This window comes from Streptomyces sp. NPDC005774 (genome assembly GCF_042871645.1).
Lineage (GTDB): Bacteria > Actinomycetota > Actinomycetes > Streptomycetales > Streptomycetaceae > Streptomyces > Streptomyces pratens.
The window spans coordinates 49,492-65,854 of sequence record NZ_JBIAIV010000047.1 but is presented as its reverse complement, the minus strand read 5'-3'; the positions used below and the strand labels follow the sequence as shown (position 1 = coordinate 65,854).

Genomic DNA, 16,363 nt, shown 5'->3' with positions numbered 1-16,363 from the left:
CGACACGTCATCCGTCAGCCGCCTCGCGGCCCCACCCTCAGCTCGCTCCACCCGAAGATCATCACATGTAGATCGTTAACTCATGGCCATTGGGGCTGCTGGTAGGTCCGTTTGGTTGATTCGGATCCGCTCCAGATCCTCCATCGCGACGACGGTGCCCCCAATGATAATCGGTCTACCTTCGCGATAGGGCTTCAGGAAACGCTCTTCGAGTTCTTCCTCGTTCAGGTCAAGCCTGACTTCGCTGCGCGACCCTGATTTGGTACTTACCCGCACATGGAAAGGCATCGAATCTCCGTTTGGATGCGGCAATTGAGACTCCGGGACCTGAGAAACAGGATAGCGGTATCGGCAGGGTACGGTGGCGGACCTACGGTTTTGCCAGACGCTTTGCCACATGGTGTAGCGGGTAACGACAGACAGATCAATACCGATCAGAACCACATGCAGAGTGCGACCTTCCAGGTTAAAAAGTTAATGATGCTCAAAGTGCAAGCTACCGGGCTAAAAAGGGTCGCATCGGCAGACAGGGGGTGGGCGTCAGTTCTCTGATGGGTCTTCCCGCCTGGCTAGTCTGCGAATGGGTACGGTCAAGGACGTGTCTGGCACGCGTTGGGTTGGTCACCCGTGGCGTGCGCCGGTTGATCGCGCGCGACTAGGGGAGCTGGTACGGGCATGGCGGTTGACGCTGCTCGATCGGAAGAGGGGTTCACGTCGGCGGCGGCTACGCGGGTGATGGTGGCCGCGTGTCGGGCTGTGGGGCTCGATGACAGAGACGCAGAGCTGATCCGGCTTGGAGAGAACGCGTTGTTCCGGCTGGCCTCGGCGCCGGTGATCGTGCGTGTGCCTCGTGGGCGGGAGTGGCTGGACACAGCACGCAAAGAGGTAGCCGTTTCGCGGTGGTTGGAGGGGGAAGGGTTCCCTGTCGCTCGTATCGTCGAGGATCTTGAGCAACCGCTCGTGATCGACGGGCATCCGGTGACGTTCTGGCATCTGATTGTTGAGGGGGAGCGGAAAGCTACGTACGGGGAGCTGGGGGCCACCCTGCGGGAGCTGCACTCACTGAGGGTGCCGGACGGGCTTGAGCTGCCCTTGTTCGATCCCTTCGACAAGCAACAGCGGCGGCTCGACCTGGCTGTGATCCCGGAGGACGACAAGGTGTTCCTTCGGAAGCGGTGGAGGGAGCTGCGGGATAAGTACGCCGAACTGCGCTTCGAGACGCCCAAGGGGCCGGTGCACGGTGACGCGCACGTGCAGAACCTCATGGTTGACGATCAGGGGCAAGTGATCCTGATCGACTTTGAAGCCTTCTGCTTCGACCACCCTGAGTGGGATCTCATGGTCACAGCCGTTGAGCACCACAGTCTTGGGTGGCAGACCGATGCGCAGTACGCCGACTTCGTGGCCGCGTACGGCCGTGACCTGTACGACTGGCCCGGATACGAGACGTTGCGGGGGCTGCAAGAGTTCGGCATGACGACGTGGCTCATGCAGAACGTGCGGGAGGACGAGAAGACGGCGGCCGAGTACCGTCGGCGCATCGCCGGCCTGCGCAATGACGATGCACCGCGGGACTGGCGACCCTGGTAGCCCTACTCGTCGTCGTCCAGACGGGCAAGTGCGTCCTGCACCTGGTCGTTGAAGGCGGCCACGATCGGGTTCGCCGTGTGGACGCTTACCTCAGCTTGAAAGTCGGTTACGTAGCGCTGGAAGCGTGAGGACTGGAGGGAGTCGCCGCCGTCGACTGCGAGGCTTGCGGTGGTGACAGCGGCTTCCAGTTCGCCGTTGAGTAGCTGGCTCTGGGCGAGCACCATGCGGCAGAAGCCGAGAGTGCGGGCGTACTTCGGGTCGGTGCTGTCCACTGCGCGCTGGGCCTGCTCGACGGCTTCTCGGCGCATCTTGAGGTCTCGGAAGCAGTGGCAGAGTTCGCCCATGAGTTCTGCTTCGTCGAAGTAGCTCAGCCACGGCGGGTCTTCGGCGGTGCTGGCGCGCTCGAAGTGGTGCTCGGCTTCTCTCATGGCCCGGCCGGCTGCCATGTCGTCTCCTGCGTTGGACAGGGCGCGGGCCTCCATCGCCGAGTAGTTGGCCATGGCGCGTGGGGTGGCTCGGCCCTTGGCGCCCTCGACCGCGGCGCGGGCTAGTTGGATGGCCTGGGTGTGGTTACCGAGGTAGTTCGCCTGGTGGCTGAGGTTGCCGAGAATGCGGGAGCCGAACATGCGGTCGTCGATGACCTGGGACAGGCGCAGCGTGGATGTGAGGTAGCGGTGGGCGAGCCGGTGGTTTCCGGTGTCGTACGCGGTCCACGCCAGTAACTGGGACACCTCGGAGGCGGCGCCGAATAACGCCGTGCCTACCTTCTGGCTGTAGCTCGCGTCCAGGAGAGGAAGCACTTCGTGCCGGAAGTAGTGGCGCAGTGCCTTGTGGCCGTGGCCTCCGCCGTACTTGAAGTCGAGTTGCATGAACATGTCGGCGGCGTCTCGTATCGCGCGTACGTCGCGCATGCCGACCCTTTGATGTGCTGGCCTGTCGGCTTGGATGCCGTCGGGGCGCGCGATCATCCATGACAGGACGGCTGAGCTGAGGTTGTTTTCCGCGACGATCAGTCGGTCTGAGGCGGGAGTGTCGGTGCGCTCCTGGGCGAGGCCATCGAGCATGGACAGGACGTCCGGGACGGTGCTCGGGTAGCCGACCGGCTGAGGTGCGGTCGCCTTGGTGTCGCCGAAGAAGCCGAGATCACCGGGTGTGATGCGCCGGCCGAGCTTGGCTGAGAGCACGTCCGCCATGGTCGCTGCTGTCTGCGGCCTGATGCTCGACCCGTTGCGCCACCGCTGGACGGAGACGTGGGTCGTCCCCAGCTCGACGCCTCGGCGGCCGGCCTCGTCGGTCATGCGTTTCGCGAGGCCCTTGTTCGAGATTCTGGCCTCGTTCATGACTGCGATCAGCTGCGCGTTTGGCTCTCGGCTCATGCTCCCCTGCCAACCCGAGAATGACGGCGAGTGTTCATCGTGTCACAGCTGTCTTCTGCCTTGGGGGTTCATTCGTGAACCCCCTTTGTCTTTGCCGGTGTTCATGTGAACCCCCTGGTGAACGCTCCCGGTCACGGGGCTGACGCCGTGTACTGGCTCGAGTGCAGCAACCGGTGTCGGAGGCTCGGAAGGGATCGCGATGGATGCGGGGAAACTCAAGAATTTGAGCAGTGAGTTGGATGCCTTCGCGCACTGGTTCGTGGCGCCGGATCCGTCGTCCGATGGGCACTTTCTGACGCTCACGCTCTTCGCGGAGTTCAACGACACGGCGCGCGTCGCGCGGAACATGACGGCCGTGTTCCTCCGGAGCGTTGGCGCTGGTGACCTCGCAGACGACGCGTGTCTCGTGGTCTCGGAACTGGTCGGGAACGTGGTCAACCACGCGGTACCGGACCGGCGCCGGGCGCTGCCTGGCTCCTGTCGACGCATCGACGTGACGTTCAAGAAGTATCCGAAGTGGCTCTTCATCGGAGTCTCTGATGAGGACTCGACGCCCCCGCTGCTTCCGGTGGGTGAGGCGTTCGCACCGGGACTGATGGGCGAGTTGTCCGAGGCTGTGTTGCCGGACTCCGGCCGTGGTCTGTTCATCGTGCAGCGACTGGTGACGGCGCTGTGGTGGACGGAGCACGAGAGAGGCGGCAAAACCGTGTGGTCCCGCTTCGATCTTGACGAGTCCACGGCCGCTCAATCGGTCTGAAAGACCCCGGGCCGCTGTCCTGACGTACTCCCTCGCGATCGGGAGCGGGCGGCGATCCGGTCACCGGCAGGAGTCTGACCACTCCCGCCGAAGGGGCGCGGCCTCTCGGACGTTCGGGGGCTCCCCTCCCGAGTGAGGGGCCGCGCTTCACATCACCCATATAGGCCGGGCCACCCCATCTGCCCTGGAAAGCGAAGGGTGGCCCGGCTGGGAACGCGACGGTCCCCGGTGCCTGATGGTACCGGGGCCGTCGTGCTGCATTCCGGCTCTGGTCCAAGGAAGTTGACGATCCGTTACTAGAGCAGGGCAGAGGTGGCAAGGTGACTGGCTCGGGTGAAGGCTGGCTGAGCGATGGTCTCGATGTACCGGGCGCGGACTCGGGTCTCTGGGTGTCCGGCGTCGACTACATCGCTGGGTGGCATGAGGCGCGCGAGGCTGCCGACCGGTTCAACCGGGCGCTCCTGGGCGCGGGCTTCGAACTGTCCGCAGCGCGGGCCGTCGCCTCGACGAACGAGGACGGACGCGGCGTCGTACGGCTGACCGGCTGGCCCGGCGCGGTGGAACAGCTCGCTCAGCTCCTGGAAGCGCGTGCGAGCAGCGATGGTGGTGCAGCGTGAGGGCCCGCTCCGCTGGTGGGTGCCGCGGATGGGCACGTCGCCGGCCGGAGAGACTTTGGGCGGGAGCTGCCATGGGGCGAGTGAACAGGGGGCCCTACGCTCGCCCGGCGAATCGGGCAGGCACTGGACCTGCCCGCGTATGTGCCCGATGGGCCCCCTGTTCTTCGAGGCTCGCCCCATGGTGGCTGCCTAAAGTCTCGGAGGACGGCGACCCCCAGCCCCGTGGGCCCCTGCTCGCTGCGGCTACTCGACGCCTCGACTGCCTCGGGGTGCTGCGGCGTGGGGCGTCGGGCGACCGGACGGGACCGGCGGCCACGCCGCACGCCCGGCCGGGGCGGCCGGGCGACCCGGCGCGCCGCAGGCGCGCCCTTGAGGAAGTGAAGGCTGTTTCGACCGATGTCGTATGCCGCTCAGGCGTGGGCGCCTCGCGCGGGCTGCTGGTCGGTGGTGATCCGGTAGGCGAGTTCGGCACGGTCCGCACCGAAACGCAGTTCTTCGAGGAACAGGGGGCGGCTGTCGGCGCTGTGCGCGGTTCGGGCCACATGCAGGACCGGGGTCGCGTCCGGGAGCTGGAGCGCGGTGCGCTCGTCGGGCAAAGGCATGTGCGCGCGCACCGTCTCGCTCCACGACAAGGTGTGTCCGGCCTGGGTGAGAACCCAGTAGATCGCGGCGGGCGGCTTGCATGGCTCCGCGCCGAGGAGTGGAACGGCTTCGGCGACCTGGAAGGGGATCAGCGTGCGGTGCATGGCGCGCGTCCCGGTGTTCGGGTCGACGAGCAGCCGATCACAGCCGAACAGGGCTTCCTCTGTGTCGAGTTGGAGGAGTCGGCCGGTGTCCTTCGTGGTGCGGGTGCGGTAGGTGTGCGGCTGCTCGGCCTCCTGCCAGATGTCGCCGTTGGGCATCACGAACTTGCCCTCGGTAGTGCAGCTGACGCGGCGCTCGATGGTGAGGACCGGCTGTCCACTGGAGCGCACGAAGCTGCCTTTGCCGTGGCGGACGTCGATGAGTCCTTCCGCGCGCAGTGCCGCGATGGCGTTGCGCACGGTGGGCCGGGAGACGCCGTAGCGGGCCATAAGCTGGGCCTCGGACGGCAACAGGGACTCGGGCGTGAACTCGCCGGACAGGATCGCTTCTCGGATTGCCGCGGCCACCTGTTGGTAGAGGGCTCCGGGGCGCTGGATCTCCGACATCTCTGCATCTCCGGTTCGGTGTCGTAGGCACGTCGCACGCGCGGCGTCACTCGTCAGCATAAGTAGTTGCACTCTCGACGTACAGAACTCCATAGTCATCACTCGTAAGGACAAGTGACGTCAGTACCTTACTGGCGTCCCGACTGGCCAAGGAGGCCACAGAACATGCAGTCCATTCCCGTGGACACGACGCGGCTCGGCGTACTGCGCTGTGCCATCGCGCCGGAAGCCAAGCTCAGCAACTTCGAGACACAGGAGGTGAAGAAGGACCGGGACGGCAATCCCGTCTACACGGTGGCCGTGACCGTACGGCAGGACCGGCGGCGGATCTCCGTCATCGAGATCGCCGTGAGCGGTGAGCCGAAAGGCATCCAAGAGGGCCAGATCGTCAAGGTCACCGGCCTGACCGCGTTCGCCTGGTCGATGGGCGACCGGCACGGCGTCAGTTTCCGCGCCGACGCCATCACCCCCGTACCCGGCACTGCGGCGGCGCACGGCAAGGGCGGTGACGCCTGATGGGACCCGTCCTTCTCGCTTTCGTCCTCGCCGTGCTGGCCTGGCTGCTGGTCGTCGGTGACCTGGTGCGCCGGCACCGTCCGGCCTGGCATTGGTACCTCGTCGGCTACCCGGCAACCGCGTGCCGACTGCTGGCGACCTGGCGCAAGGTGGCCATGCTCAACGACCTCGCCGTCTCCCGGCGCCCTCCGCGCGGGCTGCTCGGTGACCTGGTCGTCAAAGGGGATCCACTGCGGCCGGTGGCTCCTCGTATCTCCTTCCCGCGTGCCACGCCCATGGGCCTGACCCTGGTCGTGCGGCTGCACGCGGGACAGACACCGGCCACGTACATGAAGGCTGCGGATGCGCTGGTGCACGCATGGAAGGTCCATGCGGTCCGCGTCACCTCCCCGGAACGCGGGCTCGTGCTGCTGACCGCGACGGCCACGGATCCGCTGGAGCGGCCCGGCTTAGCCACCGCCCATGTCGAGCTGCTCTCGGCGCTCATCGGTGCACTGGAGAGCGGCGGCGCCTGGGTGATGAACCTTCGGCTCGTGCCGCACTGGCTGATCACCGGGGCCACACGGTCCGGCAAGTCCACCCTGCTGGCCCGGCTGATCACCCAACTTGCGACTCAGCCGGTCGCCCTGGTCGGCATCGACTGCAAGGGCGGCATGGAACTCGGACTGTTCGCCGGACGGTTGAGTGCGCTCGCCACGTGCAGGCGTGAGGCGGTCGCCGTGCTCTCCGCCCTGGTCGTCGACATGCAGGACCGGATGAGCGCGTGCCGGTCGGCGGGGGCCCGCTCCATCTGGGAACTGCCGGACACACTACGGCCGGTGCCGGTCGTCGTGATCGTCGACGAGATCGCCGAGCTGTATCTGTCCGACGGCACTCGCGAGGGCAAGGCAGAAGCAGAACAGTGCTCCACGCTCCTGCTCCGCCTGGCGCAGCTCGGCGCCGCCCTCGGTATCCATCTGGTGGTGGCCGGCCAACGGGTCGGCTCCGACCTCGGCCCCGGCGTTACCGCCCTGCGCGCCCAACTCGGCGGCCGTGTCTGCCACCGCGTGAACGACCCCGGCACGGCAGAAATGACCCTGGGCGACCTGAACAAGGACGCCGTCGCCGTCGCCCAGTCGATCACGGCGGAGGAGCGCGGGGTCGCCGTGTGCACCGGTCCGGACGGCGGCTGGAGCCGCGCCCGCTCCCACCTCACTCCCACGGAAGAGGCCGTCTCGACGGCTCGGAAGTACGCCGCGATGGCGCCGGAACTGCCTGCCCTGGATCGCGCTCTCGCAGCGTTGGAAGGAGACGACAAGTGATCAGCGAAGGTGTGGCGTTCACGTTCGCGGTGATCTTCGGGATCATCACCGTCCTCCTCGTCCGCTCCCGCGACGTCCGCGCTTGGGAAGCGGTCTGCGTCGGCCTGTTCGGCCTCTACCTCGGCCAGACCCCCGTGCTCTACACCGTCCACGGCCTCGTCACCTGGGTCATCAGCGGCTTCTCCCACACCTGACCAGCGAAGGGAACACAACGGCATGCCTATGCCTCGCGTGAGGTGCCCCCACTGCAAGGGCGACGGAGCCCGCAGGACCTGGACCGGACGCCATCGGCGCTGCCGCGTCTGCCGCGGCACCGGAACCATCCGCTGACCCCACAGCACCGCCTCTGAACAGGAAGGAAGTGATCCCCATGACTGCCGGCGCATCACCACCCGCCATCCGTGCCGCTCCGGCGGCCCACCCCGGAAGGTCACCACCATCACCCCGGACTCCACCCCGGCTGTCAGGCGCGCCGCCCTCGACCGCGCGGCGCGCCTGCGTCAGCTCCCCGATGCAGACCGCGACGCCATCCGCCTAGCCCAAGATCCCAAGTTCCCCCGCCTCCTGGAGCAGATCACCGCAACCGGCGGCTGCACCTACCCCATTCACCTCTCCGGCTTCACCACCACTCTCGACGGTGCAACCGGCGAGATATTCCACCACTACGACACCCGCAACGAGCCCGGCGAACGCCTCCTCGTCCGCTGCCGCAACCGACGCGCAACCGTCTGCCCCGCCTGCTCCCGCCTCCATGCGGGCGACACCTACCACCTCGTACGTGCCGGTCTCCTCGGCGGCAAGAACGTCCCCGCAACGGTCCGCCATCGCCCCCGGCTGTTCGTCACACTGACCGCGCCGTCCTTCGGACCGGTCCATCGTGCCGGGGAACGGTGCCGTCCCCGCCGCGGTGGGGGCACCTGCGAACACGGACGCCCTCTCGGCTGCCCCGTCGTGCACGCCCCGGATGCTGTTGCTGCGGGTCAACCCCTGTGCCCCGACTGCTACGACTACACCACCCACGTCCTGTGGCACGCCCATGCCTCCAGGCTCTGGGACCGGTTCGTCATCGACGTACGCCGCCGTCTCGCCTCCTCGGTCGGCCTCGTACAGTCCCACTTCGCCCAGCACGCTCGACTGTCCTTCGCTCGCGTCGCCGAATACCAGAAGCGCGCGGCCGTCCACGTGCACGCCGTCGTCCGCCTCGACGGCCCGGCGGGCTCGGACGACGAACCCCCGGCCTGGGGCACAGCGGAACTGCTCACCGACGCCGTACGCGCATCCGCTCGGCGCGTCCTGGTCCGCACGCCCTACAGCCTGGCCGTGGGCGAGCTGGCGTTGCGCTGGGGCACCCAGGTAGATGCCCGGCCCCTGCGCACCGATGGCGACGGACCCGACGATGACGCGGTCGCCGCCTACGTGGCGAAGTACGTCACCAAGGGAGCGAGCGAAACCGGCGCCGGCCTCGACCACCCGCTCACCACCTGGGCCGATATCGACTCCGCCCCCGTCAGTGAGCACGTACGCACCCTCATGCACACCTGCTGGCGCCTCGGTGCTCTTCCCGAATACGCGCCGTTCCGTCTCCGCGCCTGGGCCCACACCCTCGGCTACCGGGGCCACATCCTCACCAAGTCCCGTGCCTACTCCACGACATACGCGGCCCTGCGGGCGGAACGCGCCCACCACATGGGCCACTCCGATGTGCCTGATGCCGTCACCGAAAGGCACTGGCGCTACCTCGGCTCCGGCCACACCCCCGGCGCTGCGCTCATCGCGACCGGCGTTGCCGAAGACATCGTGATGAACCGAGAGATCGCCAGTGAAGAGCGTGAGGTGCTGCGGTGACGAGACGTCGCAGCGAGCAGTGGGTTCGGGCCGTTGAGCGCCAGGCGGCCAAGTTCCCCACGCGCATAGGGTCGAAGAGCGCGGCGAGGCTCGCGCGGCTTCTCAGCGCTGGACGAAATGATTCGTGAAGTTAGCAGGTCAGGAACGCATATCGCCGCTAATTCAGCCGAAGGGTGATCATTTCCGACCGAGTTGCCTGGAGTCGCCGGTCAGATCATTGGCTTTTGATGTACTTCGCTTATGTCACCTCAAAGCGCACGTCATCAGAGAGCCGCACAGCCTCAGCAGGAGCCCGATTCGACGCCGCACCTCCTCGGTATGCCCCGGCAGACCTTGGCTTTCAGTATTGGCGCACCCGTCGCTGCTGCGGCCATCCTCGCTTGCGTAAGCCCTGACGCCAGCCAACGGGGGGATGCCTACCGCGTGTTCGAACGGCTCTGCAGCTTGCTGGAGCGAGTGACTGGAGCGAGTGACTAGAAACCACCAGAACATCTAGTCGAGAGGGTTCGGCTCGATCTCCACCCGGCCCGTGTCGAACCCCCTGCCCTTCCGCGTGGGTGGGTGGACGATCACGGCGGCGAACAGGAACCGGTAGATCGCGTTCATGCGTGCATAGTCCTCCGCCTTCTCCAGCCTCTCCCAGTTGGCCTCGGCGTCCGGTCCGGCGATTCCCTCCAGGACGGCGACGGGCCGCTTGACGGTCTTCCGCTGCCGCTCTTTCATCCGCTTGACGATTGGCGTGCGCATGGCCTGAAAGTCGGCGGTCGTGAAGTCGTCGTCGTTGAGCCACAGTTCCTTCAGCTCCCGCAGCTTCTCGCGGTCCTTCTCGTCCGCGATGACGTCGGCCTCGGGGCGCGTGGTCGTGGCGGGCTCGTAGCCGGCGGTGTCCAGCTTGGTCAGGACCTTGATCGCCACGTCCCGTACGAAGGCTTCCAGTGGCTCGGCTGAGATGGACCGGTTGCACTTCTGCTGGTCGGTGTTGTCGGCGCGGGTGCACCGGTAGTAGGCATACCGGCCGCTGTTCGTACCGCCCATGCGCGCGCCACACGCGCAAGTGGCGACTCCGCGCAGGAGGTAATTCCGGATCGGGCGCTTCTTCGTGTCCTGGTGCTTTTGGGCGCGGTACTCCCGGAGCCGCTGTACCTCGTCCCACTGCCCTCGGTCGATGATGGCGGGCCACGTCCCGACGGCCACTTCCTCGCCCAGGTGGAACCGCAGTCCGGCCACGAAGTGCGACGACAACAGATGGCGAACGTTCTCGGGGTTCCACGCCTTGCCCTTCGACGTGGGGATGCCGCGTGCGGCGAGATCCTGCGCTATGTGGTTCGGCGACTCGCCGTCCAAGTAGCGGCGGTAGACCTCACGGACGATCTCCGCCTCCTCCTCGACGATCGCGCGGCCGTCGCGGGTGTAGCCGTACGGCCGATTGCCCACGTGCGGCCGGCCTGCGCGGGCATGGTCCTTCAGAGCGTCCTTGAGACGGCGGGACGTGTCATCGGAAGAGCGGCACGCGTGGGCCACCTCGATACGGAGGATGAACCGGTCGTCGGGGTCCGACAGATCGCGCCGGTTCGCCTCGCCGTGCAGGAGGACGCGTTTGTCGTCGGCTACGGCGAGTAGTTCTTCAAGATCCTTGGGCTGCCTCATGAGGCGGTCGGGGTGGTAGACGATGACGTGCCGGATCTCTCCGTCCCCCATCGCCTTCAGCATCTCCTCCCACCCCGGCCGCTTGCGGTTGCGCTGCCATGCAGAACGGTTGTTGTCCACGTAGATGCGGGTCGGCTCAACGCGGAGCTGAAGGCGTTCGGCGATCTCCCGGCAGATGCGCTCCTGGCGGTCGACGCCGGTCTGATCCTCTTCCCTGGCATGGGAGATGCGGCAGTAGATCGCTGCGGGCTCGCCCGGCGTGATGGTGGCCTTGCCTAACTTGGATCGACTCATGGAAACACTGTATGAGCCGGGTATGACATCGGTCATCGTGGGGGCCGGCACCGGGGCGCTGTTCTTCCGGGAACGGTTCGGTGCTCCATGTGTCCCGGAGCCGGGCTGCCGGTCGTCGGCATCGGGTTGATGCCGAGAGCGGGACAGGGGCGGCGGCGTGAGCACAGGCGGTCGCGCTGTCCGAAGTGGCCTCGGACGGGCGGGCCGTGAGCACTTTCCCGGAAAGTACCCACGGTTTCCGGTCAGAGGCCACCCCGGGGCGCGCGGGATGCGGCGGGCCCCGGCCGGGTGCGGCCGGGCAGGGGGAGGAGCACCCTGGAATCAGGACTTTCCGGAGGTGACCGTCATGACGCACACCAGGCACACCACCGTGGGGTGGCACGTCGAGATGGAGTTCATGGAGGACGACCAGCACACGCGGGCGGCGGCGATGGTGCGCTTGCCCGACGGGACCGAGGTACGGGGCCACGGGCACGCGAGCCGGCACCGGATCGACGAGAACCAGCCCAGGGTGGGGGAGGAGGTCGCCGGTGCCAGGGCGCTCAACGAGCTCGCGATGCAGTTGCTGACCAAGGCGCACGACGAGATCGACGAGGTGTCGGGCCGCACCTCGCACCCGATCCACGTCTGAGCGACGGCGTCTGAGCGACGGCGTACGAGCGGCGCCCCGGCTAACCGAGGACGACGGAGCGCACCGCCCGTACCAATGCCTGGGCGCGGGGGTCCGACGTCACGGTGGTGCGGAAGCCGTTGGTGACGTAGCCGAAGGCGATGCCCGCCTCCGGGTCGGCGAAGCCGAGGGAACCGCCGCGGCCGGGGTGGCCGAAGGAGCCCGGAGCCAGGAAGGGCGACGCGCTGCCGTGCAGCATGTAGCCGAGGCCGAAGCGGGTGCCGACGATCAGGACGCGGTCCGGGCCGGCCGACTCCTCGGCGCGGGCGCGTTCGACGGTGGCCGCATCGAAGAGGCGTACGCCGTCGACCTGCCCGATGAGCGAGGCGTAGAAGCGGGCCAGCCCGTCCGCCGTCGCGATGCCGTTGGCCGCGGGGTGGGGCACCGCGCGGAACTCCGGGGCATTGTGGTCCGGGAACGGGTCGATCGCGGCGAAGGCCCGGCGGGTGACGGAGGCGGGGTCGGCGTAGGCCTCGGCGACCGAGCGCTTGGGACGGGCGCGCAGCACGCCGGACGGTTCGGACCCCTCGACCGGGCCGACCCTGCCCACCCGGCCGGCCTCCGCGTCCGGCAGGCCCAGCCAGAAGTCCAGCCCCAGGGGAGCGGCGATCCGCTCCGCGATCCACTCACCGGCGCCCCGGCCCGACACCCGCCGTACCAGCTCGTCCAGCAGCCAGCCGTAGGTGAGGGCGTGGTAGCCGTGGTCCGTGCCCGGCTCCCACACGGGTGCCTGGGCGGCGACGGCCTCGGCGCCCCGCAGCGGGTCGAGCGCCTCCCGCGGGGTGAGCGGGCGGTCGAGGAGAGGGAGCCCGGCCCGGTGGTTCAGCAGGTGCCGGACGAGCACCCGTTCCTTGCCCCGGGCCTTGAACTCGGGCCAGTAGTGGCCGACGGGCGCGTCCAGGTCCAGCTCGCCGTACTGGTGGAGCAGCAGGGGGACGGCGGCGGCGACGCCCTTGGTCGCCGAGCGGACGAGCTGGGCCGTGCCCCGCTCCCACGGCTCGGCGCCGGCGCGGTCGTCATCGCGTACGCCATCGCCGTCGGTACCGCCGTCGACGTCCTTCGTGCCGGCCCACAGATCGACGACCCGCTGCCCGTCCCGGTACACGGTGACGGCCGCGCCCCGCTCCCCGAGGCGCTCGAAGTTCCTTTCGAACGCTTCCCCGACCGGCTCGAAGCCCTCGGTCACCGTGCCGTGCACCTCGACGCCCACGTCCGTCGATCCCTTCCGTTCGCCCGTCGCCGGGCATGCGCCTGCGACACGAGGTGCAACAGAGGCCTTCCGCCTGGGATTCCTCGCCCGGTGGGGAGGGAGACGAAAGGTCTGGGGCCTGGCCCTAACCGGGTGTGGCCGGCACCGAGCGGGGATCGAAGCCGTACGGCAGCTCCAGGCGGTTCGCGCGCATCAGGGTGTCGTCGGCGAGCAGGTCCGCCGTCCGGCCGTCCGCCGCGATCACTCCGTCGCTCAGGACCAGCGAGCGCGGGCACAGCTCCAGGGCGTACGGCAGGTCGTGCGTGACCATCAGGACGGTCACGTCCAGCGAGCGCAGGATGTCGGCCAGTTCGCGGCGGGAGGCGGGGTCCAGGTTGGAGGACGGCTCGTCCAGGACCAGGATCTCCGGCTCCATCACCAGCACCGTCGCCACGGCCACCCGGCGCCGCTGCCCGTAGGAGAGATGGTGCGGCGGCCGGTCCTCGAACCCGGCCATACCGACCAGGCCCAGCGCCCGGCCCACCCGTTCCTCCAGCTCGGCCCCCCGGAGCCCGGCCGCCGCCGGGCCGAACGCCACGTCCTCCCGCACCGTGGACATGAAGAGCTGGTCGTCCGGGTCCTGGAAGACGATGCCGACCCGGCGCCGGATCTCGGCCATGTGCTCCCGGCCCACCGGCAGTCCGGCCACCTTCACCGTGCCGGTACCGCCGGTCAGGATGCCGTTGAGGTGCAGCACGAGCGTCGTCTTGCCCGCTCCGTTCGGGCCGAGGAGTGCCACCCGCTCGCCGCGCGCGATCGAGAAGTCGACACCGAAGAGGGCCTGGTGGCCGTCCGGATAGGCGAAGGCGAGTCCGGAGACCTCCAGAGAAGGAGAAGAAGACGCAGGAGAAGTGGGAGGAGTGGCTGTCACGGAAGGGATCACAGCACCCACCCCAGCACGCAGACGACCAGGGCGGCGGACGGGAGGGCCAGTGCGTACGACCACTGCGCCCGGGAGACGGCCACTTCGTCGATGACGGGCATCGAACCGGCGTAACCGCGGCTGATCATGGCCAGGTGCACCCGCTCGCCGCGCTCGTAGGAGCGGATGAAGAGCGCGCCCGCCGACTTCGCCAGCACGCCCCAGTGCCTCAGGCCCCGCGCCTCGAAACCGCGGGACTCGCGGGCGATCCGCATGCGCCGCATCTCGTCCGTGACGACATCGCCGTAGCGGATCATGAACGAGGCGATCTGTACCAGCAGCGGCGGCAGCTTCAGGCGCTGCAGGCCCAGCAGCAGCTCGCGCAGCTCGGTCGTGGCGGCGAGCAGGACGGAGGCGGCGACGCCCAGGGTGCCCTTGGCCAGCACGTTCCAGGCGCCCCACAGCCCGTTGACGCTCAGCGACAGACCGAGGACCTCGACCCGCTCGCCCTCCGCGACGAACGGCATGAGCACCGCGAAGGCGACGAACGGCACCTCGATCAGCAGCCGCCCCAGCAGGAACCCGGCCGGAACGCGGGCCGCGTACGCGACGAGGCCTAGCAGCACCGCGTACACCCCGAACGCCCACATCGCCTCACGCGGGGTGGACACCACGACCACCACGAAGGCGAGGACCGCGGCGAGCTTGGTGTGCGGGGGCAGCGCGTGCACGGGGGAGTGCGCGTGCCGGTACAGCCGGTGGACGTGGCCGCTGCCCATGTCAGACGTCGGTGTCGGAGTGCGTGTTCGCCGGCGGGGCCGTATCGGACATCTCGTCCGAGCGCCGCCGTCGGACCACCCAGAAGACCCCGGTGCCCGCGACGACGGTGAGACCGACGCCGATCACACCTGCGAGACCGCCGGAGATGCGGGCGTCCTCGACGTCCTTGACGCCGTAGTCGGCGAGCGGGGAGTCGGCGGCCCCGTGCTCCTCGGCTTGCTCGGCGATGCCGTGGTCGGTGGCGACCCGCTCCAGACCGTCGGGATCGGCGGAGGCGTAGAAGCTGACGAATCCGGCGAGAAGCAGCGACGTCACCAGCCCGACAATCCAGATCGGGCGTCGGGACCGGGTGGCGGCGGCAGGGTCGGGCGCCGGCTCGGCATCCGGGGCGTCGACCAGCTCGCCGTTCACCCGCAGCTTGAGCTTCTGTTCGAGTCCGTGCGCCCCGTACACCAGGTCCGGGCGTACGGAGAGGACGGCGCCGACGGTCAGCGCGGTGATCACGGCCTCGCCGAGCCCGATCAGAATGTGCACGCCCACCATCGCGGTGGCGACCTTGCCGATCGAGACGTCGGAGGTGCCGCCGATCGCGTAGATCAGGGTGAAGGCGACCGCGGAGGCCGGGACGGAGACCAGGGCGGCGACGAAGGACGCGGCGATCACCGAGAGGCGGGCGCGCGGCAGCACCTTCACCAGCCCGCGGAACAGGGCGTAGGCGACGACCGTCGTGACGATCGCCATGCAGGTGATGTTCACCCCGAGCGCGGTCAGGCCGCCGTCGGCGAAGAGGATCGCCTGCATCAGCAGGACGACGGATACGCACAGGACCCCTGTGTAAGGGCCCACGAGTATCGCGGCGAGCGCGCCGCCGAGCAGATGGCCGCTGGTGCCTCCCGCGACCGGGAAGTTCAGCATCTGCACGGCGAAGATGAACGCCGCCACGAGTCCGGCCAGCGGTGCCGCCCGCTCGCTCCCGAGTTCGCGGCGCGCGCCGCGCAGGCTCACGGCCATGGCGCCGGCGGCGACCACCGCGGTGGCGGCGGACACGGGGGCGTTGATGAATCCGTCAGGTACATGCACTGTTTGATGATGCTTGCTCCTGCGACAAGGTCGCAAGAGCGAGTGATTCGTCTTGGCGCGCCTTTGACCGCGCCCGTGTCCGTGACCGCGCCTGTACGGAGAGTCGGATTCCGGAATCTGTGCGACATTGGAGGAAGGGTGGGTATACGGCTTTCGTACAGGTAGCGCACCGTAAGGGGCCACTCATGAACGTAGTCGAGCAGTACGCACGCACCCAGATCGTCACGGACGCGGACGCCCCCCAGGCCATGGACCGGGGAGCGGTGCCGGTCAGGCTGAGCTACGACCCCGAGCGCGACCCCCGGATCGTACGGGTGAGGCTGACCGGTCCCCCCACCCATGAGTGGGCCCTGCCCCGTGACCTGCTCGAACATGGGCTGCGCACCCCCGTGGACCGCGGTGACGTGCGGGTGTGGCCGTGCGGTCGCGTGCAGACGATCGTGGAGTTCCACTCGGCGCAGGGGGTGACGATGGTGCAGTTCGAGACGAAGGCCCTGACACGGTTCCTGCGACGCATGCACGTGGCCGCGGCAGCCATCGAACCGGTCCCGCACTGACGGACGGCCCCGCTGGTCCGTGAGTGACCCGG

General features: G+C 68.4%; 16 protein-coding genes and 1 pseudogene. 10 read left to right on the top strand and 7 right to left on the bottom strand.

The window, feature by feature from the left end; genetic code table 11:
• The first annotated feature begins 675 nt into the window (after nt 1–675).
• Nucleotides 676–1,590, top strand: a complete 915-nt coding sequence (locus ACFYQA_RS31225; protein WP_388924994.1) for an aminoglycoside phosphotransferase family protein — start codon at nt 676–678, stop codon at nt 1,588–1,590.
• Between the two features lie 2 nt (nt 1,591–1,592).
• Here ACFYQA_RS31225 and ACFYQA_RS31220 read toward each other — a convergent pair whose 3' ends face one another.
• Nucleotides 1,593–2,966, bottom strand: coding sequence for a sporulation protein (locus ACFYQA_RS31220; RefSeq protein WP_388924991.1), 1,374 nt, complete (start codon nt 2,964–2,966; stop codon nt 1,593–1,595).
• Between the two features lie 199 nt (nt 2,967–3,165).
• Here ACFYQA_RS31220 and ACFYQA_RS31215 point away from each other — a divergent pair, with 199 nt between their 5' ends.
• Both ACFYQA_RS31215 and ACFYQA_RS31210 read left to right on the top strand, forming a co-directional pair.
• Nucleotides 3,166–3,723 carry an ATP-binding protein gene (locus tag ACFYQA_RS31215; RefSeq protein WP_388924988.1) on the top strand — a complete coding sequence of 186 codons (558 nt, stop codon included), beginning with the start codon at nt 3,166–3,168 and terminating at the stop codon, nt 3,721–3,723.
• Nucleotides 3,724–4,043: 320 nt separating this feature from the next.
• Nucleotides 4,044–4,340, top strand: a complete 297-nt coding sequence (locus tag ACFYQA_RS31210; RefSeq protein ID WP_388924986.1) for a hypothetical protein — start codon at nt 4,044–4,046, stop codon at nt 4,338–4,340.
• Nucleotides 4,341–4,750: 410 nt separating this feature from the next.
• Here ACFYQA_RS31210 and ACFYQA_RS31205 read toward each other — a convergent pair whose 3' ends face one another.
• Nucleotides 4,751–5,530 (bottom strand): GntR family transcriptional regulator, encoded by a 780-nt coding sequence (locus ACFYQA_RS31205; RefSeq protein WP_388924983.1) that lies wholly within the window; start codon nt 5,528–5,530, stop codon nt 4,751–4,753.
• 165 nt (nt 5,531–5,695) lie between these two features.
• On the opposite strand from ACFYQA_RS31205, the gene ACFYQA_RS31200 reads away from it, so the two are divergent.
• From ACFYQA_RS31200 to ACFYQA_RS31185, 4 genes are all read left to right on the top strand, one after another.
• Nucleotides 5,696–6,046, top strand: coding sequence for a hypothetical protein (locus ACFYQA_RS31200; protein WP_388924980.1), 351 nt, complete (start codon nt 5,696–5,698; stop codon nt 6,044–6,046).
• Nucleotides 6,046–7,347: an FtsK/SpoIIIE domain-containing protein gene (locus ACFYQA_RS31195; RefSeq protein ID WP_388924977.1), complete on the top strand. Its 1,302-nt coding sequence runs from the start codon at nt 6,046–6,048 to the stop codon at nt 7,345–7,347. The genes ACFYQA_RS31200 and ACFYQA_RS31195 overlap by 1 nt, the downstream gene beginning before the upstream one ends.
• Nucleotides 7,344–7,541: a hypothetical protein gene (locus ACFYQA_RS31190; protein ID WP_388220595.1), complete on the top strand. Its 198-nt coding sequence runs from the start codon at nt 7,344–7,346 to the stop codon at nt 7,539–7,541. The genes ACFYQA_RS31195 and ACFYQA_RS31190 overlap by 4 nt, the downstream gene beginning before the upstream one ends.
• 301 nt (nt 7,542–7,842) lie before the next feature.
• The gene (locus tag ACFYQA_RS31185; RefSeq protein ID WP_388924997.1) at nt 7,843–9,192 is read left to right on the top strand and encodes a replication initiator; all 1,350 of its coding nucleotides are present in this window, start codon (nt 7,843–7,845) and stop codon (nt 9,190–9,192) included.
• A 492-nt stretch (nt 9,193–9,684) separates the two neighbouring features.
• Here the strand turns inward: ACFYQA_RS31185 and ACFYQA_RS31180 are convergent, their stop codons facing one another.
• Nucleotides 9,685–11,133 carry a recombinase family protein gene (locus ACFYQA_RS31180; protein WP_388924974.1) on the bottom strand — a complete coding sequence of 483 codons (1,449 nt, stop codon included), beginning with the start codon at nt 11,131–11,133 and terminating at the stop codon, nt 9,685–9,687.
• A 25-nt stretch (nt 11,134–11,158) separates the two neighbouring features.
• Between ACFYQA_RS31180 and ACFYQA_RS31175 the strand changes: the two are divergent.
• Together ACFYQA_RS31175 and ACFYQA_RS31170 are read left to right on the top strand one after the other, a co-directional pair.
• A pseudogene (locus ACFYQA_RS31175) lies at nt 11,159–11,277 on the top strand (EamA family transporter); the annotation flags it as partial.
• Between the two features lie 202 nt (nt 11,278–11,479).
• On the top strand, nt 11,480–11,764 hold the full coding sequence (locus ACFYQA_RS31170; protein WP_388924971.1) for a DUF1876 domain-containing protein: 285 nt from the start codon (nt 11,480–11,482) through the stop codon (nt 11,762–11,764).
• 40 nt (nt 11,765–11,804) lie between these two features.
• Here ACFYQA_RS31170 and ACFYQA_RS31165 read toward each other — a convergent pair whose 3' ends face one another.
• The 4 genes from ACFYQA_RS31165 to ACFYQA_RS31150 form a co-directional block, all read right to left on the bottom strand.
• On the bottom strand, nt 11,805–13,013 hold the full coding sequence (locus tag ACFYQA_RS31165; protein ID WP_388924968.1) for a serine hydrolase domain-containing protein: 1,209 nt from the start codon (nt 13,011–13,013) through the stop codon (nt 11,805–11,807).
• A gap of 124 nt (nt 13,014–13,137) precedes the next feature.
• The gene (locus ACFYQA_RS31160) at nt 13,138–13,923 is read right to left on the bottom strand and encodes an energy-coupling factor ABC transporter ATP-binding protein (RefSeq protein ID WP_388924965.1); all 786 of its coding nucleotides are present in this window, start codon (nt 13,921–13,923) and stop codon (nt 13,138–13,140) included.
• 8 nt (nt 13,924–13,931) lie between these two features.
• The gene (cbiQ, locus tag ACFYQA_RS31155; RefSeq protein WP_388924962.1) at nt 13,932–14,693 is read right to left on the bottom strand and encodes a cobalt ECF transporter T component CbiQ; all 762 of its coding nucleotides are present in this window, start codon (nt 14,691–14,693) and stop codon (nt 13,932–13,934) included.
• A gap of 1 nt (nt 14,694) precedes the next feature.
• A complete protein-coding gene (locus tag ACFYQA_RS31150; protein WP_388924959.1) occupies nt 14,695–15,774 on the bottom strand; it encodes an energy-coupling factor ABC transporter permease in 1,080 nt (359 codons plus the stop codon).
• Nucleotides 15,775–15,959: 185 nt separating this feature from the next.
• Between ACFYQA_RS31150 and ACFYQA_RS31145 the strand changes: the two genes are divergently transcribed.
• On the top strand, nt 15,960–16,331 hold the full coding sequence (locus ACFYQA_RS31145) for an SsgA family sporulation/cell division regulator (RefSeq protein WP_388924956.1): 372 nt from the start codon (nt 15,960–15,962) through the stop codon (nt 16,329–16,331).
• Nucleotides 16,332–16,363 lie beyond the last annotated feature (32 nt).